This is a genomic window from Methyloversatilis universalis EHg5 (genome assembly GCF_000378945.1).
Classification (GTDB): Bacteria; Pseudomonadota; Gammaproteobacteria; order Burkholderiales; family Rhodocyclaceae; genus Methyloversatilis; species Methyloversatilis universalis_A.
Genome location: NZ_KB900539.1, coordinates 2,855,190 through 2,874,713, shown reverse-complemented (window position 1 = coordinate 2,874,713; position 19,524 = coordinate 2,855,190). Strand labels below are relative to the sequence as shown.

The 19,524-nt window shown below is 65.5% G+C and carries 21 protein-coding genes and 1 tRNA gene; all 22 read left to right on the top strand.

The annotated features are described in order from the left end of the window. The 22 genes from serC to rplT all read left to right on the top strand — a co-directional run bounded on the left by serC (position 1) and on the right by rplT (position 19,480). On the top strand, positions 1-1,086 hold the full coding sequence (gene serC, locus METUNV2_RS0113245) for a 3-phosphoserine/phosphohydroxythreonine transaminase (RefSeq protein WP_018229948.1): 1,086 nt from the start codon (positions 1-3) through the stop codon (positions 1,084-1,086). Positions 1,087-1,089: 3 nt separating this feature from the next. Next, positions 1,090-2,187, top strand: coding sequence for a prephenate dehydratase (gene pheA / locus METUNV2_RS0113240; RefSeq protein WP_018229947.1), 1,098 nt, complete (start codon positions 1,090-1,092; stop codon positions 2,185-2,187). Then, positions 2,184-3,281 (top strand): histidinol-phosphate transaminase, encoded by a 1,098-nt coding sequence (gene hisC, locus METUNV2_RS0113235; RefSeq protein WP_018229946.1) that lies wholly within the window; start codon positions 2,184-2,186, stop codon positions 3,279-3,281. Before pheA ends, hisC begins: the two co-directional genes overlap by 4 nt. Continuing rightward, on the top strand, positions 3,278-4,156 hold the full coding sequence (locus METUNV2_RS0113230; protein ID WP_018229945.1) for a prephenate dehydrogenase: 879 nt from the start codon (positions 3,278-3,280) through the stop codon (positions 4,154-4,156). Before hisC ends, METUNV2_RS0113230 begins: the two co-directional genes overlap by 4 nt. Before the next feature lie 37 nt (positions 4,157-4,193). Further along, positions 4,194-5,489, top strand: coding sequence for a 3-phosphoshikimate 1-carboxyvinyltransferase (gene aroA, locus METUNV2_RS0113225; RefSeq protein ID WP_018229944.1), 1,296 nt, complete (start codon positions 4,194-4,196; stop codon positions 5,487-5,489). After that, positions 5,486-6,160 carry a (d)CMP kinase gene (cmk, locus tag METUNV2_RS0113220; RefSeq protein ID WP_018229943.1) on the top strand — a complete coding sequence of 225 codons (675 nt, stop codon included), beginning with the start codon at positions 5,486-5,488 and terminating at the stop codon, positions 6,158-6,160. The genes aroA and cmk overlap by 4 nt, the downstream gene beginning before the upstream one ends. 129 nt (positions 6,161-6,289) lie before the next feature. Next, positions 6,290-7,996, top strand: a complete 1,707-nt coding sequence (rpsA, locus tag METUNV2_RS0113215) for a 30S ribosomal protein S1 (RefSeq protein WP_026188145.1) — start codon at positions 6,290-6,292, stop codon at positions 7,994-7,996. 97 nt (positions 7,997-8,093) lie between these two features. Next, positions 8,094-8,399: an integration host factor subunit beta gene (locus METUNV2_RS0113210; RefSeq protein WP_018229941.1), complete on the top strand. Its 306-nt coding sequence runs from the start codon at positions 8,094-8,096 to the stop codon at positions 8,397-8,399. Between the two features lie 10 nt (positions 8,400-8,409). Beyond that, entirely contained in the window at positions 8,410-8,649 is a 240-nt protein-coding gene (locus METUNV2_RS0113205) for a lipopolysaccharide assembly protein LapA domain-containing protein (protein WP_018229940.1), read from the top strand. Between the two features lie 12 nt (positions 8,650-8,661). Continuing rightward, a complete protein-coding gene (gene lapB / locus METUNV2_RS0113200) occupies positions 8,662-9,837 on the top strand; it encodes a lipopolysaccharide assembly protein LapB (protein WP_018229939.1) in 1,176 nt (391 codons plus the stop codon). 24 nt (positions 9,838-9,861) lie between these two features. Further along, positions 9,862-10,812, top strand: coding sequence for a D-glycero-beta-D-manno-heptose-7-phosphate kinase (rfaE1, locus tag METUNV2_RS19185; RefSeq protein ID WP_018229938.1), 951 nt, complete (start codon positions 9,862-9,864; stop codon positions 10,810-10,812). A gap of 37 nt (positions 10,813-10,849) precedes the next feature. Continuing rightward, positions 10,850-11,581, top strand: coding sequence for a ComEA family DNA-binding protein (locus METUNV2_RS0113190; protein ID WP_018229937.1), 732 nt, complete (start codon positions 10,850-10,852; stop codon positions 11,579-11,581). Between the two features lie 27 nt (positions 11,582-11,608). Further along, complete coding sequence (cysM, locus tag METUNV2_RS0113185; protein ID WP_018229936.1) at positions 11,609-12,511, top strand: cysteine synthase CysM; 903 nt, start codon at positions 11,609-11,611, stop codon at positions 12,509-12,511. Next, the gene (locus METUNV2_RS0113180; protein ID WP_018229935.1) at positions 12,495-14,510 is read left to right on the top strand and encodes a hypothetical protein; all 2,016 of its coding nucleotides are present in this window, start codon (positions 12,495-12,497) and stop codon (positions 14,508-14,510) included. Before cysM ends, METUNV2_RS0113180 begins: the two co-directional genes overlap by 17 nt. A gap of 23 nt (positions 14,511-14,533) precedes the next feature. Beyond that, positions 14,534-14,707 carry a hypothetical protein gene (locus METUNV2_RS20020; RefSeq protein ID WP_018229934.1) on the top strand — a complete coding sequence of 58 codons (174 nt, stop codon included), beginning with the start codon at positions 14,534-14,536 and terminating at the stop codon, positions 14,705-14,707. Further along, a complete protein-coding gene (locus tag METUNV2_RS0113170; RefSeq protein WP_018229933.1) occupies positions 14,704-15,114 on the top strand; it encodes a YdbL family protein in 411 nt (136 codons plus the stop codon). Before METUNV2_RS20020 ends, METUNV2_RS0113170 begins: the two co-directional genes overlap by 4 nt. 35 nt (positions 15,115-15,149) lie before the next feature. Continuing rightward, entirely contained in the window at positions 15,150-15,941 is a 792-nt protein-coding gene (locus METUNV2_RS0113165) for a 3'-5' exonuclease (protein ID WP_018229932.1), read from the top strand. A 65-nt stretch (positions 15,942-16,006) separates the two neighbouring features. Then, positions 16,007-16,083 (top strand) — tRNA-Val (locus METUNV2_RS0113160). A gap of 196 nt (positions 16,084-16,279) precedes the next feature. Continuing rightward, positions 16,280-18,202: a threonine--tRNA ligase gene (gene thrS / locus METUNV2_RS0113155; RefSeq protein WP_018229931.1), complete on the top strand. Its 1,923-nt coding sequence runs from the start codon at positions 16,280-16,282 to the stop codon at positions 18,200-18,202. Further along, the gene (gene infC, locus METUNV2_RS0113150) at positions 18,165-18,752 is read left to right on the top strand and encodes a translation initiation factor IF-3 (RefSeq protein WP_332309778.1); all 588 of its coding nucleotides are present in this window, start codon (positions 18,165-18,167) and stop codon (positions 18,750-18,752) included. Before thrS ends, infC begins: the two co-directional genes overlap by 38 nt. A gap of 158 nt (positions 18,753-18,910) precedes the next feature. Further along, a complete protein-coding gene (gene rpmI / locus METUNV2_RS0113145) occupies positions 18,911-19,108 on the top strand; it encodes a 50S ribosomal protein L35 (RefSeq protein ID WP_018229929.1) in 198 nt (65 codons plus the stop codon). A 12-nt stretch (positions 19,109-19,120) separates the two neighbouring features. Next, complete coding sequence (rplT, locus tag METUNV2_RS0113140) at positions 19,121-19,480, top strand: 50S ribosomal protein L20 (RefSeq protein WP_008062637.1); 360 nt, start codon at positions 19,121-19,123, stop codon at positions 19,478-19,480. Positions 19,481-19,524 lie beyond the last annotated feature (44 nt).

The following is a 19,524-nucleotide window of genomic DNA, read 5'->3' as shown; positions in this document are numbered from 1 at the left end:
ATGGGTGAGCGCGCGTACAACTTCGGAGCCGGTCCGGCCATGATGCCGGACGCGGTGATCGAACGCGTCGCGCGTGAGTGGCAGGACTTCCGCGGCGAAGGCTATTCGGCGATGGAGCTCGGCCACCGGAGTGAGCATTTCGCCGACATCCTCGCCCGCGCCAAGGCCGATCTGCGCGCGCTGCTTGCAGTGCCGGAGTCGCATCACATCCTGTTCCTGCACGGCGGCGCGACGCCGCATTTCGCGATGGTGCCGCTCAATCTCGCGCAGCCGGGCGAGAGCGCTGACTACATCCACACCGGCTACTGGTCGGACAAGGCGATGGCCGAAGCGAGCGCGCTGGTAAATGTGCGCATCGCCGCCAGCGCAGCCGACAGCGAATTCGACCGCGTGCCTGACCGCGCGGGCTGGCAGCTTGATCCGGCTGCGGCCTATGTGCACATCTGCAGCAACGAAACGATAGGCGGCGTCGAATTCGACGGCGATCCGGACACCGGCAGCGTGCCGCTGGTGGCCGACATGTCGTCCAACATCCTGTCACGACCGATCGACGTGGCGCGCTACGGCCTGATCTACGCTGGCGCGCAAAAGAACATCGGCCCGGCCGGACTGGCCATCGTCATCGTGCGCGACGATCTGCTGGGGCGAGTGCGTGCGGGCGTGCCCTCGGTGATGAAGTACGCGCGGCACGTCGAATGGGATTCGATGTACAACACGCCGGCAGCGTTCGCGATCTGGGTGGCTGGCCTGGTATTCGAGCATGTCCGCAAGGCAGGGGGCGTGGCGGAAATGGCCCGCTTCGGCGTGGAGAAGGCGCAGAAGATCTACGCTGCGATCGACGCCTCCTCGCTCTACATCAACCGCATACAGCCGGCATCGCGCTCGCGCATGAATGTGCCTTTCTTCCTGCGCGAACCGCGCCTGGAACAGCGCTTCCTCGATGGTGCCCGCCGGCGCGGCCTGCTGAACCTGAAAGGTCACCGCGCCACTGGCGGCATGCGCGCCTCGCTTTACAACGCGATGCCGCTGGCCGGTGCCCAGGCGCTGGCCGACTACATGACTGAATTTGAACGCAAGAACGGTTGAACGATGTCCACCGACCCGAGCCCGAACGACGAACTTCTGAAACTGCGCGACGCCATCGATGCGATCGACACGCAGGTGCTGCAGCTCATTTCCGAGCGCGCGCGCCATGCCCACCGGATCGGCGAAATCAAGCAGGGCAACATTTACCGCCCGGAGCGCGAAGCCCAGGTGCTGCGTCGCCTTGCTGACGACAATCCGGGGCCGCTGCCGCCGCAGGCGGTGAAGACGGTGTTCCGCGAAATCATGTCCGCCTGTCTGGCGCTGGAACAGCCGCTGACCGTGGCCTTCCTCGGTCCGATCGGCACCTTTTCGGAAAGCGCCGCCCGTCGCCATTTCGGTTCGGCGCCCACCTTCCAGCCGCTGTCCACGATAGACGAGGTGTTCCGCGCGGTGGAATCGGGCAACGCGTCCTACGGCGTGGTGCCGGTCGAGAATTCGACCGAGGGCGCGGTCGGCCGCACGCTGGACATGCTGCTCAGCACCACCCAGATGCTGTGTGGCGAGGTGATGCTGCGGGTCGAGCAGAACCTGATGACGCGCGACACGCCGCTGAACGAGATCCGCTGCGTGTATTCGCACGCGCAATCGCTGGCGCAGTGTCACGAATGGCTGAACCGCAATCTGCCCGGCGTGCCGGTGGTGGCCGTCGCCAGCAATGCCGAGGCGGCCATCCGCGCATCGGAAGAGGAACGTGCCGCGGCGATTGCCGGGCAGGCGGCCGCCGACGCCTACGGCCTGAAAATCCTCGCCGCCAACATCGAGGATGACCCGGCCAACACCACCCGCTTCCTGGTGCTGGGCGAGCACGATGCCGGTCCGTCCGGTCGCGACAAGACGTCGATCATCTTCACTGTGCAGAACAAGGCCGGCGCGGTGGTGAGTCTGCTGCAGCCGCTGTCGGAAGAGGGCGTGAGCATGACCAAACTGCAGTCGCGGCCGGTGCGCGGCTTCGGCAGCGGGGGCTGGCAGTACGTGTTCTATGTAGACGTCGAAGGTCACCAGAGTGATCCGGCGGTGGCGCGCGCACTGGCGCGCATTCGCGCCGAGGCCGGTTCGCTCAAGGTGCTCGGTTCCTACCCCGTTTCGGTGAACAACTCATGAGCGTGTTCGACAGCGCCGCGGCGCACATCCGTTCGATCTCTCCCTACCAGCCGGGCAAGCCGATCTCCGAACTGGCGCGTGAAATGGGGCTGGATGAGGCGGGCATCGTCAAACTGGCGTCCAACGAGAATCCGCTGGGCATGAGCGAGCGGGCAAAGGCGGCTGCGCTGGCGGCGATCGCCGAAGTGCCGCGCTATCCGGACGGCAACGGCTTCGAACTGAAGCAGGCGGTATCACGCCACCACGATGTGGGCATGAACCAGATCGTGCTCGGCAACGGTTCCAACGACGTGCTGGAAATGGTCGCCCGTGCACTGCTCGGCCCGGGCCGCAGTGCGGTGTATTCGAAGCACGCCTTCGCGGTGTATCCGCTGGCGACGCTGGCCGCCGGTGCCGACGGCATCGAAGTGCCGGCCCGTGATTTCGGCTGCGATCTGGATGCAATGCGCGCCGCCATCCGCGACGACACGCGCGTGGTGTTCATCGCCAACCCGAACAATCCGACCGGCACCTTCATCGAAGCCGGCCCGCTCGAACGCTTCATCGCTTCGGTGCCGCGCGACGTACTGGTGGTGCTGGACGAGGCCTACAGCGAATACCTTCCGGCCGCGCTGGCCTACGACAGCGCGCGCTGGCTGGCGCGCTACCCGAATCTGCTGGTGTCGCGCACCTTCTCGAAGGCCTACGGACTGGCGGGTCTGCGGGTCGGGTACGGCGTCGGTCAGCCGGACGTGATCGATCTGCTGAACCGTGTGCGCCAGCCCTTCAACGTGACCAGTGTCGGTCTGGCTGCGGCGGTGGCGGCGCTGGCCGATCAGGACTTCGTCCGCCGTTCGGCCGAACTGAACGCGGCAGGCCTGCAACAGCTGTCAGCCTTCTTCGACGGCGCCGGCATCGGCTACATCCGTTCCTACGCCAATTTCATCGCCTTCCGCGCCGGTGACGGCGCGGCGGTGAACCAGCGGCTGCTGCAGCAGGGCGTCATCGTGCGGCCGATCGCCGGCTACGCGATGCCCGAGTGGCTGCGCGTGTCGATCGGGCTGGAATCCGAAAACGCCCGCTTCATCGAAGCGCTGCAGAAGGCACTGGCGTGAGCGCACCGCTGATCGGACGCCTGGTCGTCGTCGGTGTTGGCCTGATCGGCGGCTCGTTCGCCGCGGCGCTGCGCCGTGCCGGGCAGGTGGGCGAGGTGGTCGGTGTCGGGCGCAGCGCCGACAGCAAGCGTGAAGCGCTCGAACTGGGCCTGATAGACCGCGCGGAATCCGACTGGGCGGCTGCGCTGGACGGCGCCGATCTGGTGTTGCTGGCCATGCCGGTCGGCCAGATGGACGCAGTGATGGCCGGCATGCTGCCGCATCTGTCTGCGCATACCGTGGTGACCGATGCCGGCAGTACAAAGGGCGATGTGGTGGTGGCCGCCCGACGCTGTTTCGGTGCGCGCATCGGCCAGTTCGTGCCCGGGCATCCGATTGCTGGCGCCGAAAAGAGCGGGCCGTCCGCCGCCCGCGCAGATCTGTACGAAAAGCGCAGGGTCGTGCTGACGCCGCTGGCCGAAAACGAGTCTGCCGCGGTCGATCTCGTGCGGCAGGCATGGCGGGTGTGCGGTGCGCTGATCAGCGAAACCACGCCCGAACATCACGACCGCTGGCTGGCTTCGGTCAGTCACCTGCCTCATCTGTTGTCCTTCGCGCTGGTGTCGGAACTGGCCGAGCGGCCGAACGCGGAGGAAATCTTCAATCTCGCCGGTGGCGGCTTCCGCGATTTCACCCGCATTGCCGCCAGTCACCCCGAAATGTGGCGCGACATCTTCTTCGCCAACCGCGAAGCGCTGCTGGCCGAACTGTCTGCCTACGAGGCGGAACTGGCGTACTACCGGGAGCTGATCGAATCCGGCGACGCCGCCGACCTTGAAGCGCGCATCGGCAGCGCGCGGGCCGCCCGTACCGCCTGGGCACAACGCCAGGGCTGAAACTCTTGAGGGGCCGGACCGGCCCCGCTTACGCACGATGAAAACCGAATTCCTCGATCTTCCTCCGGTCAGCACCGCACGCGGCACGCTGCGGCTGCCGGGCTCCAAGAGCATTTCCAACCGTGCACTGCTGCTGGCTGCGCTGGCCGAAGGTGACACGCTGCTGCATGACCTGCTGTCGTCGGATGATGTGGACCGCATGCTGGACGCGCTGCGCACGCTGTCGGTGGACTGGCAGCACGCCGGTGGCGACGATTACCGCGTTCGCGGCACCGGCGGCCGCTTTCCGGTGCGCAAGGCGGACCTCTTCCTCGGCAATGCCGGCACCGCCTTCCGTCCGCTGACCGCGGTGCTGGCGCTGATGGGCGGCGAATACCGGCTGCACGGCGTGCCGCGCATGCATGAGCGCCCGATCGGCGATCTGGTCGATGCGCTGCGCCAGGTCGGTGCGCGCATCGATTACGACGGCAACGACGGCTATCCGCCGCTGCGCATCCATGCGGCGCAGATCAACGACGCGGCGGTGGTGCGGGTGCGCGGCGACGTGTCCAGCCAGTTCCTGACCGGCCTGCTGATGGCGTTGCCGCTGACCGGCCGCGCGGTGCGCATCGAGGTCGAGGGCGAACTGATTTCCAAGCCCTATGTAGACATCACGCTGGCGCTGATGCGCCAGTTCGGCGTGACCGCCGAGCGTCAGGGCTGGCAGGCGATCGAGCTGCCGGCCAACGCGCGCTACGTGTCGCCCGGCGACTGCTATGTCGAGGGTGACGCGTCGTCAGCCTCGTATTTCCTGGCGGCCGGCGCGATCGGTGGCGGTCCGGTGCGGGTCGAAGGCGTGGGCCGTGATTCGGTGCAGGGCGATGTGGCCTTTGCCCAGGCGCTGGAACAGCTGGGTGCGCGCATAGCGATGGGGCCGAACTGGATCGAGGCGCAGGCGCCGGAAAGCGGCCGTTTGTCCGCTTTCGATCTTGATCTGAACCACATTCCGGATGCCGCGATGACGCTGGCCATCTGCGCGCTGTTTGCCGACGGCCCCAGCCGCTTGCGCAATATCGCCAGCTGGCGGGTCAAGGAAACCGACCGCATCAGCGCGATGGCTACCGAACTGCGCAAGCTCGGCGCCATCGTGGAGGAGGGGGCGGATTACCTTGCGATCACGCCGCCGGCTGCGCTGACGCCACATGCTGCCATCGGCACCTATGACGACCACCGCATGGCCATGTGCTTCTCGCTGGCCACACTGGGCAGGGTGCCGGTGCGCATCATGGACCCGGGCTGCGTGGCCAAGACCTTCCCGGACTATTTTGCGCGCTGGGCAGAGGTGGCGGCATGAGCGGGCAGGCCGGCATTCCGGTCATCGCGATCGACGGCCCGTCGGCTTCCGGCAAGGGCACGGTTGCGGCGCGCGTGGCGGCGGCACTGGGTTTTCATCTTCTGGACAGCGGAGCGCTCTACCGGCTGACTGCGGTGGCGGCGATGCGCGCAGGTGTCGCGCTCGATGACGAGGTAGCGCTCGAACGGATCGCGGCTACGCTCGACGTGCGCTTTGCCGACGGTGCGACCTGGCTGGCCTGCGCGGACGTGTCGGACGCGATGCGTAGCGAAGCTGCCTCGGTCGGCGCTTCTAAAGTCGCGGTGTATGGCGGTGTGCGCGCTGCTTTGCTTGACCGCCAGCGTGCCTTCCGTCAGGCGCCGGGCCTGGTTGGCGACGGCCGGGACATGGGGTCGGTGGTGTTTCCGGATGCCGCGCTCAAGGTGTTCCTGACCGCCAGTGTCGAGATCCGCGCCGAGCGCCGCTATAAGCAGTTGATCGAAAAAGGTGTTTCTGCTAATCTGGAAAGTCTTTCGCAGGATTTGCGGGAGCGGGACGAGCGAGACCGCAACCGGGCTCATGCACCGCTGGTGCAGTTGCCGGATGCCCTGCTGCTCGATACCAGCTCGATGAGCGCAGACGCTGCCGTCCGCTTTGTGCTTGACGCCTGGCGCGAAAGAAACCCGCAGTGATGTCGTGAGTGGCCGGTTTTCCGGCGTGTAAGAGGCGGTCGGGGTTCCGGCCGCCAAGGTGCGTGACCGGGCTGTTCCGGTCATGTTGTGTTCATATCTAACCCGTTGCCGCGCAAGCGGCTTTTGCCAATGTCCCAAGTTGCCCAGTCGTCAGACTCCATGGAAAGTTTTGCCGCGCTGTTCGAGGAAAGCCTCACGCGCCAGGAAATGCGCGCCGGTGAAGTCATCACCGCCGAAGTCATGCGCGTGGATCAGAACTTCGTCGTCGTCAATGCCGGCCTGAAGTCGGAAAGCTATATCTCGATCGACGAGTTCCGCACCGATCGCGGTGAACTGACGGTCGCCCCCGGCGATTACGTCAGCGTCGCCATCGAAATGCTCGAGGACGGCTACGGTGAAACCCGCCTGTCCCGCGACAAGGCCAAGCGCATCGCCGCATGGAACGAACTGGAAAAGGCACTGGGCGACGGCTCCATCGTCAAGGGTCTGGTGTCGGGCAAGGTCAAGGGCGGCCTGACTGTCATGACCAACGGCATTCGTGCCTTCCTGCCGGGTTCGCTGGTCGACCTGCGTCCGGTCAAGGACACCACGCCGTACGAAAACAAGGAATTCGAATTCAAGGTCATCAAGCTCGACCGCAAGCGCAACAACGTTGTGGTGTCGCGCCGTGCCGTGCTCGAACTGACCGCCGGTGAAGAGCGCGAAAAGCTGCTCGAAACCCTGAAGGAAGGTACCGTCGTCAAGGGTATCGTCAAGAACATCACCGACTACGGCGCATTCGTCGACCTCGGTGGCATCGACGGCCTGCTGCACATCACCGACCTGGCCTGGCGCCGTGTCCGTCACCCGTCGGAAGTGCTGGCGGTGGGCGACGAGGTCGAAGCCAAGGTGCTCAAGTTCGACGCCGAGAAGAACCGCGTGTCGCTGGGTCTCAAGCAGCTGGGCGAAGATCCGTGGGTGGGCATCTCGCGCCGCTACCCGCAGGGCACCCGCCTGTTCGGCAAGGTGACCAACCTGACCGATTACGGCGCATTCGTCGAGATCGAACAGGGCATCGAAGGCCTGGTCCACGTGTCCGAAATGGACTGGACCAACAAGAACATCCACCCGACCAAGGTTGTCCAGCTGGGCGACGAAGTCGAAGTGATGATTCTGGAAATCGACGAAGACCGTCGCCGGATTTCGCTGGGCATGAAGCAGTGCATGCCGAATCCGTGGGAAGACTTCTCGATGAACCACAAGAAGGGCGACAAGGTCCGTGGCCAGATCAAGTCGATCACCGACTTCGGTGTGTTCATCGGCCTGACCGGCGCCATCGACGGTCTGGTTCACCTGTCCGATCTGTCGTGGTCGCTGGCCGGCGAAGAAGCCGTGCGCAACTACAAGAAGGGCGACGAAGTCGAAGCCGTCGTGCTGTCCATCGATGTCGAGCGCGAGCGCATCTCGCTGGGCGTCAAGCAGATGGATGGGGACCCCTTCACCAACTTCATCGCTACCCACGACAAGAACAGCGTCGTGCGCGGCGCCGTGAAGACGGTGGATGCCAAGGGCGCCGTGATCGCGCTGAACGAGGATGTCGAAGGCTACCTGCGCGCCTCGGAAGCTTCGCGTGACCGCGTCGAAGACCTGACCACCATCCTCAACGTCGGCGACGAAGTCGAGGCGATGATCGTCAATCTGGACCGCAAGACCCGTTCGATCACGCTGTCGGTGCGTGCGAAGGATCAGGCCGAACAGAACGACGCCATCCAGAAGATCCAGGCCGAAGGCACTTCGGCCAGCAGCGGCACCACCAACCTGGGCGCACTGCTGAAGGCGAAGCTGAAGAACTCCTGATCGTTTAGACGATCCGGAGTCGAACGGACAACGCCGCCTCCGGGCGGCGTTGTCTTGTGTTCCTCCGGCAAGCACGCTCCTGTTCATCTGGACCGACATGACCAAATCCGAACTGATTGCCCGGCTGGCGACCCGCTTTCCGCAACTGGTCGCGAAGGACGCCGACTATGCGGTGAAGATGATCCTCGACGAAATGACCGAGGCGCTGGTGCGGGGAGACCGCATCGAAATCCGCGGTTTCGGCAGCTTTTCGCTGAACCACCGTCCGCCGCGCGTCGGCCGCAACCCGAAGTCGGGCGAGAAGGTGATGGTGCCCGAGAAGCGGGTGCCGCATTTCAAGGCCGGCAAGGAATTGCGCGAACGCGTGGACAACGCGGTCGGCACCCCTGTGCAGACCGCCTGAGGACGCCGGCATGGCGATCCTCAAATGGCTGCTGCGCATCGTCGTCTTTCTGCTGCTGCTCGGCCTGGCCGCGCGCAACAGCGATCCGGTGACGGTGCGCTTCTTCTTCGGACAGGTGTGGCAGGTCGAACTGTCGCTCATCCTGTTAATTCTTTTCCTGGTCGGTGCCGTGCTGGGCGCCTTCGCCGGATGGTCGCTTGCGCAGGCGCGTACGATCCGTGGCGAAGAGCAGTCTGTGCAGGCCGACTGAGTCCGCATCCCCATGGAAATCGAACTCTGGTGGCTGCTTGCCCTGCCGCTGTTCTTCGGTCTGGGCTGGCTGGCTGCGCGCATCGACATCCGTCATCTGGTGCGTGAGTCGCGCTCGCTGCCGCGATCCTATTTTGCCGGCCTGAACTTCCTGCTGAACGAACAGCCGGACCGCGCCATCGACTCCTTCATCGAAGCGACCAGCAAGGACCCGCAGACCGCCGAACTGCAGTTCGCACTGGGCAATCTGTTTCGCCGTCGTGGCGAAACCGACCGTGCGATCCAGATCCATCAGGCGCTGGCGGCGCGTGAGGACGTGCGCCCGGAGCAGCGTCTCTCCGCCCGGCTGGAACTGGGTCTGGATTTCCTGAAAGCCGGCCTGCTGGATCGCGCCGAGGACGTGTTCATCAGCCTGCGTGGCAGTGCGCTCGATACCGAGGCGCTGCATCACCTGCTGGACATCTATCAGCAGGAGAAGGAGTGGCTGAAGGCGATCGACGTTGCACGCGCGCTGCCTGAAACCGAATCCCATCGTGCCCAGAAGGACATCGCGCAGTTCCTGTGCGAACTGGCGACGCAGGCGCTGGCGCAGTCGCGCCTGGGCGACGCCCGCACGCAGCTGGAAGAGGCGCTGAGCACCCACCGCAAGTGCGTGCGGGCGCTGATGCTGCTGGGCGATGCCGCCGCTGCCGACCAGAAGTGGGAAGAGGCGATCGAGCACTGGCAGCGCATCGAGCAGCAGAATCCGGTCTATCTGGCGCTGGTCGCCGCCCGTCTGGCGGACGCCTACCGTCGCCTTGGCCGCGAACGTCAGGGCATCACGCTGCTGAAGAGCTATCTCGAGCGCCACGCCTCGCTTGACCTGCTGGACGTGGTGTTCAAGGAAGAGCTGGACGCCGAAGGCCCCTCCGGCGCGCTGACCCTGGTGCGTGAAGAGCTGCGCCGCAATCCGACGCTGCTCGGACTCGACAAGCTGCTGGAGGCGCAGATGCAGACGCTGCCGCCGGATGCGCGCACCGATTCCGACCTGATGAAGAACATCATCCACGCCCACACGCGGCGCGTGGCGCGTTACCGTTGCGACAGCTGCGGCTTCAAGGCCCGCCAGTTCCACTGGCGCTGCCCGGCCTGCGGTGGCTGGGAAACCTATCCGCCCAAGCGCACCGAAGAGTTCGATCTCACGCCCTGAACACCGACTGAGCACGCCCTGAGCATGAGCCTGACGCTTCCCGATACCCGCGCCGCGCGCATCCTGGTTGCTGGCGACGTGATGCTGGACCGCTACTGGTTCGGCGACGTGCAGCGCATTTCGCCCGAGGCGCCGGTGCCGGTGGTAAAGGTCGACCGGGTGGAAGAGCGCCCCGGCGGCGCGGCCAACGTGGCGCGCAACTGTGCAGCACTCGGTGCGCAGGTGAGCCTGCTGTCGGTGGTCGGCGCCGATGACGCCGGCCGCACGTTGCGGGCCCAGATGCAGGGCGCCGGGATTGCCGCCAGCCTGCACGAGGATGCCCAGCTCGACACCACGATCAAGCTGCGCGTGATCGGTCGGCAGCAGCAGCTGCTGCGCATTGATTTCGAAAGCGCGCCGGCACGCGAGGTGCTGTGCGCCAAGCTCGATGAGTTCGCGCGCCGGGTGAAGGATGCCGACATCGTCATCCTGTCCGACTACGGCAAGGGGGCGTTGGCTGACATCCGCGACATGATGGATATCGCGCGGGCAGCCGGAAAGCCGGTGCTGGTCGACCCCAAGGGCGACGACTACACCCGTTATGCCGGCGCCACGCTGCTCAAACCCAACCGCAGCGAACTGCGTGAAGTGGTGGGCAGCTGGGCCGACGACGACGATCTCGCGCGCCGCGCCAGCGCGCTGCGCGAACAGCTCGATCTGGGCGCGCTGCTGCTCACCCGTTCGGACGCGGGCATGAGTCTGTACGCCGCCGAAGGCGTCGTGCATGAACGAGCGCTCGCGCGCGAGGTGTATGACGTGAGCGGCGCCGGCGATACCGTCATCGCCACGATGGCGGTCATGATGGCCAGCGGCTGTTCCCAGGTGGACGCCATGCGGCTGGCCAACCGCGCGGCCGGCATCGTCGTCGGCAAGCTGGGCACCGCGGTATGCGCGCTGCACGAGCTGGACGCCGACCTGCGCCACGGCGCCGCCTGAGCGGTATCCTTCGGCTGTCATCCTTCCGGGAGGCGTCATGCGCCGTCTGACCTGCCTGCTGTTGCTCTGTCTCGCGGCACCGGTGTTCGCCGCGCTGGACCTCAATACCGCCACCGTGGCCGACCTCGACGCGCTGCCAGGCGTCGGCCCCAGCCGCGCCCAGGCCATCGTCGATTACCGTTCCCAGCACGGGCCCTTTGCGTCGGTCGATGAGCTGCGCAATGTGAAGGGCATCGGTGACAAGACCTTTGCCGAACTGAAGCCGCTGCTGTCCGTCGGCGCCGTGGTACCCGCATCGCGCAGAAGCGAAACGTCGCCGGCATCGGCTCCTTCCGCGTCGCCGATGGCCGTCCCCGCCAGTGCTCCGGCTGCGAGCGGCGGATTTCCGTGGTGGATTGCCGGCCTGGTCGTGGTGCTCGCGGTGGCCGCCTTCGTGTTCGTGCGCCGCCGTCCGTCGGCGCACGCCAGCGCGCCGCAGACGCCTGCAGCCCCTGAGCTTCAAGCGAAGCCGGTGTCCGCACCGCCGCCGCGTCCGGCCAGCACTTCGTCGCCGCAGTCCGCGCCGCCTCCCCGTCCCGCAGGGGCCGGCCCGACAGGTGCCACATCGCATTCAGAGGCGTCCGCGCCGCCGGCACGACCGGCCGGTGCACCGCCCCGCCCGGCAGGCAGCACGCCCGCCGCCACGGCTGCCGCACCGGCAGCCGATCCGCCTTCGTCTGCACCGCCCAAGCCGGCGGGCGGACCTCCGAAACCGGCCGGCTCGCGCTGAGACGGCCACACTGGATTCAATGCAGCCATGCACTACAAGACGCTCGAAGATTTCGTCGGCAACACGCCGCTGGTTCGCCTGCAGCGCATTCCCGGGGCAGACAACGACCGCCGCGGCAATGTCATCCTGGCCAAGCTCGAAGGCAACAACCCGGCCGGTTCGGTGAAGGACAGGCCGGCGCTGTCCATGATCCGGCGCGCCGAGGAGCGCGGTGACATCAAGCCGGGCGACACGCTGATCGAGGCGACCAGCGGCAACACCGGCATCGCCCTGGCCATGGTGGCGGCGATGCGCGGCTACAAGATGATTCTGGTGATGCCCGAGAACCAGAGCGTCGAGCGCCGCCAGAGCATGGCCGCCTACGGTGCCGAACTGGTGCTGACCGCCAAGGAAGGCAGCATGGAACTGGCGCGCGACACAGCCGAAAAGCTGCGCGACGAGGGCCGCGGTATCATCCTCGACCAGTTTGCGAACAGCGACAATCCGCGTGCCCACATCGAGGGCACCGGACCGGAAATCTGGCGTGACACCGCAGGGCGCGTCACCCATTTCGTCAGTTCCATGGGCACCACCGGCACCATCATCGGCACCTCGACCTATCTGAAATCGCAGAATCCGGACATCCAGATCGTCGGCTGCCAGCCGGAAGAGGGCGCGCAGATTCCGGGTATACGCAAGTGGCCCGAAGCCTATCTGCCGAAGATATACGACCGCACCCGTGTTGATCGCCTCGAATACGTCGGCCAGCACGACGCCGAAGAAATGACCCGCCGCTTGGCGCGGGAAGAGGGCATCTGCGCCGGCATCAGTTCCGGCGGGGCGATGGTGGTCGCGCTGCGCATTGCGGCCGAGGTCGAGAACGCGACCATCGTGAGCATCGTGTGCGACCGCGGCGACCGCTATCTTTCGACGGGTGTGTTCCCTTCCTGAGCGCCTGCGTGGCGTCGTCCTCGCGCTGACGCTGGCGGCATCCGCCGCGTCGCAGGCCTCACTCGACCTGAGCTTCGACCGCCTGCAGGCACCCGCGCTGACCCTGGAACAGGTCAGCGTGTCGCTGCAGGCCCTCGATCGTGGCCCGGCCCGGCTGCGGATCGTGCGTGCCCGCATTGCCGGGCGCGAACTGTCCGATCTGCGGCTCGACTGCACCGAGTTTTCCATCCATCCCGAAGTGCGCTGCCGCGGCGGCGTGCTGCATGTCCGCGGTCAGGAGCCGTGGCGGCTGGAGTTCGCGCTGACCGGTGCGCAGCGCACCCTGGAGGCTCGCGTGCAGCCGCCGGGCAGCCCGCCGATCGACATCGAAGGCGCGCTCGCGGGCGCGCATCCGCACCTGCGCCTGCGCACCCGGGCCGCGGACCTCGTCCGCCTGATGGCGCTCGATCCGGCGTTGCAGACGGCGGTGGCGGCCTACGCGCCAGCCGGCCGCGTCGATGTCGATGCGCAACTGCACGATTTCGGCGCGGGCCGCTCGGTGCAGATCGACGCGCGCGTCGATCTGCATGACGCGCGTTTTTCGTCGGCGGACGGTCTGCGCGGGGCCGAGGGCATGGCGCTCGGCATCGACATCCGTGCGCGGGCCGACGGCGCGCGCTGGAACGGCGACCTGTCCGCCGACTGGCGCGCCGGTGAGCTGCTGTGGGATGCGGTCTATCTGAAGGGCGGCGGGACCGCGCTTACCAGCCGCTTTGCGGTCGATGCCGGACAGCTGACGCTGACCAACGGCGCGCTGGATCTGGCGCAGGTGGGGCGGCTGAGCTTTTCTGCCGACTGGGGCCGGTCCGCAACTGGTGCGCCGGCGTTGCACAGTGCCCGGATCGAAGGGCGGGCCTTCGATCTCGAGGCGCTGAACGCGCGCTTCATCGCGCCGCTGTCGGCGGTGCATGGCTGGCCTGCGCTGACGCTGTCCGGCCGTGCGGATATCGCGCTGTCGGTCGACGCACAGGGGCCCGAGACCGCGCGGCTGCAATTGCACGGCGTGGCGCTGGCTGACGCGGCGGGCCGGTGGTCCATGGATCGGGTGGATGCCGATCTGCCCTGGCAGCGCGAACAGCCGACTGCGCCGCGCGCGACCGTGGCCGGCGCGCACTTCGGGCGCATTCCGCTCGGTCCGTTCGAACTGCGTGCGGCGCTGTCGTCTGACCGGGTATCGATCGAACCGGTACGCATTCCGGTGCTCGACGCCGGGCTGCGGCTCAACCAGCTCGAATTCGTACAGGACGACGGGCGCTGGCGCGGCGATCTGGCTTTCGATCTGGAGCCGGTGTCGATGTCGGCACTGAGCGAGGCGCTCGGGCTGCCGCGCATGGCAGGCAGCTTCGCCGCCAGCGTGCCCGGCGTGCGCTGGCGCGACGGCGTGCTGGCGCTCGACGGCCAGATGCTCATTCGCGTATTCGACGGCTATGTCGCCGCCACCGGCCTGAAACTGGTCGAGCCTTTCGGTACAACCCCGCGTGTGCTTGCCGACCTGCAGATGCGTTACATCGATCTGGAGGCGCTGACCGACACGGTGAAATTCGGACGGGTGACCGGCCGGCTGGATGGTGACGTGACCGGGCTGGAACTGCTGCGCTGGCGGCCGGTGGCGTTCGACGCCCACATAAGGTCGAGTCAAGGTGACTACCCTCGCGTCATCAGCCAGCGCGCGGTGCAGAACATCACTGCGCTGGGCGGTCCCGGTGCAGCCGCGGCGATACAGCGCAGCTTTCTTGGCTTCTTCGAGCGCTTCGGCTACCGCCGTATCGGGCTGAGCTGCGTGCTGCGCGACGGCGTGTGCGAGATGGATGGTCTGGGCAACAAGGGCGGGGGCTTCGTGCTGATCGAGGGCGGTGGCGTCCCGGCACTGAGCGTGGTTGGCTACAATCGGCGCGTTGATTGGCCCGAACTGCTGGACAGGCTGTCGCGGGTGACCGGCTCAGCACCGGTGGTCCGATGAGCGACCGTGAAACGAGGAATGCAATGAACAGACCGCTGTACGCACTGCTGATCGCGGCCGCGATGCTGTCCGGCTGCGTCACCATCAACATCTATTTTCCGGCTGCCGCAGCCGAGAAGGCGGCTGACCGCATCATCGACGAGGTGTGGCAGCTGAAGAAGGAACAGGGCGCGAAGCCAGAAGGGAACCAGCCATGAACGCACTGAAGCGCATTGCGCTGCTCGCCGCGCTGGTGGCGTCTGCCGCCTGGGCCCAGGGCAATCTCGAAATCAACACGCCGGCGATCAGCCAGATCAAGTCCGGCATGCAGGCGCGGCACGCGCAGCTCGCGCCGCACTACGCCTCGGGGGCGGTCGGCCTCGGCGCCGACGGCGCTGTCGCGCTGCGCGATGCCAGCGCGGTGCCGCTGGCGCAACGGCAGGCGGTGCAGGGGCTGGTGGCGCAGGAAAACGCGGATCGCGCCGCGCTCTACCGCGAGATCGCGCGCGCCAACGGTCATCCGGAATGGGAAGCGGACATCCGCAACACCTTCGCCCAGCGCTGGATCGAACGCGCCCAGCCCGGCTGGTACGTCCAGTCGGGCGGCCAGTGGTCACGCAAGTAACTCAACGAACAACACAAGGTCATTCGACATTCCACATGGCTGCCGTACTCGTATTCGACATCGAAAGCATTCCGGACATCGCCGGCATACGCACGCTCAACAATCTGCCGGACGAACTGTCTGACGCCGAAGTTGCGGAATTCGCCTTCCAGCAGCGGCGCGCTGCGGTCGGGCACGATTTCCTGCCGCTGCATCTGCAGCGGGTGGTGGTCATTTCGTGCGCGCTGCGCGACGCGAAGTCGCTGAAGGTGTGGTCGCTGTCCGAGCCGGAGAACGGCGAAGGGCAGATCATCCAGCGCTTCTACGAAGGCATCGAGAAACTCACGCCGCAGATCGTGTCGTGGAACGGCGCCGGCTTCGATCTGCCGGTGCTGCACTACCGCGGCCTGATCCACGGCGTGACCGCGCCGCGCTACTGGGAAATGGGCGAGGGCGACGGCCCGGACGCGCGCGAGTTCAAGTGGAACAATTACATCAGCCGCTACCATTCGCGCCATCTGGACCTGATGGACCTGCTCGCGCTCTACCAGGGTCGCGGCAACGCACCGCTCGACGATCTGGCCAAGCTGATCGGCTTTCCGGGCAAGCTGGGCATGGACGGATCGGCGGTGTGGGGCGCCTGGCAGCGCGGCGAGATCGCCAGCATCCGCGACTACTGCGAAACCGACGTACTGAACACTTTCCTGGTGTTCCAGCGCTTCCAGCTGATGCGCGGCGCGCTCGACCGCGTGCAGTACGACGCCGAGATCGCCTTCGTGCGCGAGTGGCTGGCGACCCAGCCCGGCGAGCACTGGAAGGAATATCTGGCGGCGTGGAAAATCGCCTGAATCAGCCGGCGTGAAAAAATGTCTTGAACAGGGGCGAGTTTTCGCTATACTTGCTCCCTCTCTTCAGGCGCGTAGCTCAGCTGGTTAGAGCACCACCTTGACATGGTGGGGGTCGTTGGTTCGAGTCCAATCGCGCCTACCAACACACACTGCAGGGCTTGAAAGGCAGCGTTATGACACCGCGAACTCGTTTCACCCCGGTATCGATCACTGCCTGAGGCCTGCAGCCAAAGACGCACGTTCTGACGTGCGCAGACAGAAAAGTGCGGCCAAGGCCGCACTTTTTTTTCGTCCATAGATTTCATTACATCCCCGTTACCGATTTCCGGAGCACCGCCATGGTCAACATCACCCTGCCTGATGGTTCGGTCCGCAGTTTCGAATCCGCCGTGTCGGTGCGCGACGTCGCCGCCTCGATCGGCGCCGGTCTTGCCAAGGCGGCGCTGGCTGGTCGTGTTGATGGCAAGCTGGTCGACACCTCCTTCGTGATCGAGAACGATGCGCAACTGGCCATCGTGACCGACAAGGACGCCGACGGCCTGGACACCATCCGCCACTCCACCGCCCACCTGCTGGCCTACGCGGTGAAGGAGCTGTTTCCGGACGCCCAGGTCACCATCGGTCCGGTGATCGACAACGGCTTCTATTACGACTTCTCGTACAAGCGCCCGTTCACGCCGGAAGATCTGGTGGCGATCGAGCAGCGCATGGCCGAACTGGCGAAGAAGGACGTCCCGGTGACCCGCGAGGTATGGCCGCGCGACAAGGCGGTCGACTTCTTCAAGTCCATCGGCGAGCACTACAAAGCGGAAATCATCGCGTCGATTCCGGCCGATCAGGATGTGTCGCTGTACCGCGAGGGCGATTTCATCGATCTGTGCCGCGGCCCGCACGTGCCGTCCACCGGCAAGCTCAAGGTGTTCAAGCTGATGAAGGTGGCCGGCGCCTACTGGCGCGGTGACGCGAAGAACGAAATGCTCCAGCGCGTCTATGGCACCGCCTGGGCGAAGAAGGACGAGCAGGACGCCTACCTCAACATGCTGGAAGAGGCGGAAAAGCGCGATCACCGCCGCCTGGCCAAGCAGCTCGACCTGTTCCACATGCAGGAAGAGGCGCCGGGCATGGTGTTCTGGCACCCGAAGGGCTGGGTGGTGTGGCAGCAGATCGAGCAGTACATGCGTACTGCGCTCGACCGCGCCGGCTACCGCGAGGTGAAGACGCCGCTGATGATGGACCGCGTGCTTTGGGAGAAATCGGGTCACTGGGAGAACTACCGCGAGAACATGTTCACCACCGAGTCGGAAAAGCGCGACTACGCGGTGAAACCGATGAACTGCCCGGGCCACGTGCAGATCTTCAACAACTCGCTGCATTCCTACCGCGACCTCCCGCTGCGTATCGCCGAGTTCGGCTCCTGCCATCGCAACGAGCCGTCCGGCGCGCTGCACGGTCTGATGCGGGTGCGCGGCTTCGTGCAGGATGATGCCCACATCTTCTGCACCGAAGGCCAGATCACGTCGGAAGTGATCGCTTTCAACGAACTGCTGCAGACCGTGTACCGCGATTTCGGCTTCACCGACGTGGCGGTCAAGCTGTCGCTGCGTCCGCCCAAGCGTGCCGGTTCGGATGATGTGTGGGACCGCGCCGAAGCCGGTCTGCGCGATGCGCTCTCGGCGTCCGGCATGCAATGGGAAGAGCTGCCGGGCGAGGGCGCCTTCTATGGTCCGAAGATCGAGTACCACATCAAGGACGCGATCGGCCGCTCGTGGCAGTGCGGCACGCTGCAGCTCGATTTCGTGCTGCCTGAACGTCTGCACGCCGAATACGTTGCGGAAGACAACACCCGCCAGCGCCCGGTCATGCTGCATCGCGCAGTGCTCGGATCGCTCGAGCGCTTCATCGGCATCCTGATCGAAAATCACGCCGGTAACTTCCCGCTGTGGCTGGCGCCGGTGCAGCTGGTGGTGATGAGCATCACGGAAGCGCAGGCCGAATACGCGCAAAACGTTGCAAACGCGCTACGCGAAGCCGGTCTTCGGGTCGAATGCGATTTGCGCGGCGAGAAAATTAACTATAAAATCCGCGAACATAGCTTGCAAAAGCTGCCTTACCAGATCGTCGTCGGCGACAAGGAGAAGGCAGCCAACGTGGTGGCCGTGCGTGCCCGCGGCAATATCGACCTCGGGCAGATGTCTCTCAGCGACCTGATTCAGCGTCTGGCTGATGAAATCGCGAACAGGGGCATCGATCGCACGGCTTGATTTTTTTCGTCTCGGGAGCACGAGCATCAGTCAGCAAAAATCGCAGCGCACCAATTCGGAGATCAACGCACCTGAAATCCGCCTCGTAGGCGACGAAGGTGAGCAGCTCGGGATCATGTCTTCACGCCAGGCATTGGCCATGGCGGAAGAAGCCGGGCTCGATCTGGTCGAAATTGCGCCGCTTGCCAAGCCGCCGGTCTGTCGTCTAATGGACTTCGGCAAGTTCAAGTACCAGGAAGCAAAGCGCGCTGCCGAGGCAAAGTCGAAGCAGAAGCAGATCCAAGTCAAGGAAGTGAAGTTCCGTCCGGGTACGGACGAGGGCGACTACCAGATCAAGCTGCGCAATCTGAACCGCTTCCTGCTGGATGGCGACAAGGCGAAAGTGACGCTCCGCTTCCGCGGCCGCGAAATGGCCCACCAGGAATTCGGTATGCGACTGCTTGAGCGCGTGAAGAGCGATCTCGAAGCGGTGGCGGTGGTCGAGCAGTTCCCGAAGCTGGAAGGTCGTCAGCTCATCATGGTGCTGGCGCCGCAGAAGAAGAAGTCCTGAGACGGACTGAAGAATCTGCCGGGGAAACCCGGCGATGCGCGGAGCTCCGGTTCCGCGTCGCTGGCGTGAAAGCGCCGGCAAAAAAAGTGTTCATGGGTCCGAAAGTGCAGCGAGAGGTTCGCCGCCACCTGTGAAGATGACATAAATGGAGTTTTGTCATGCCCAAGATGAAGACCAAGAAGGGCGCTTCCAAGCGCTTCAAGGTCCGGGCGAGCGGCAGCATCAAGCGTTCGCAGGCGTTCAAGCGCCACATCCTTACCAAGAAAACCACCAAGTCGAAGCGTCAGCTTCGCGGTACCACGGCGGTGCACGCCACGGACGACGCACGCGTCCGCAACATGTTGCCCTACGCGTAAGGAGACCCAGAGATGCCCAGAGTCAAGCGTGGTGTAACGGCGCGCGCCCGCCACAAGAAAGTCCTCGATCAGGCCAAGGGTTACCGCGGCCGTCGCAAGAGCGTATATCGCATCGCCAAAGAAGCGGTGATGAAGGCGGGGCAGTATGCCTACCGCGACCGTCGTCAACGCAAGCGTCAGTTCCGTTCGCTGTGGATCGTGCGTATCAACGCCGCTGCCCGCGAACTGGGCATGACCTATTCGGCCCTGATCAACGGCCTGAACAAGGCTTCGATCCAGGTCGACCGCAAGGTGCTGGCTGACCTCGCCGTGTTCGACAAGGCCGCGTTCGCAGCCATCGCGAACCAAGCCAAGGCCAAGCTCGCCGCCTGAGCGTGCAAGACGCAAAAAAAGGAGGCCTGGCCTCCTTTTTTTGT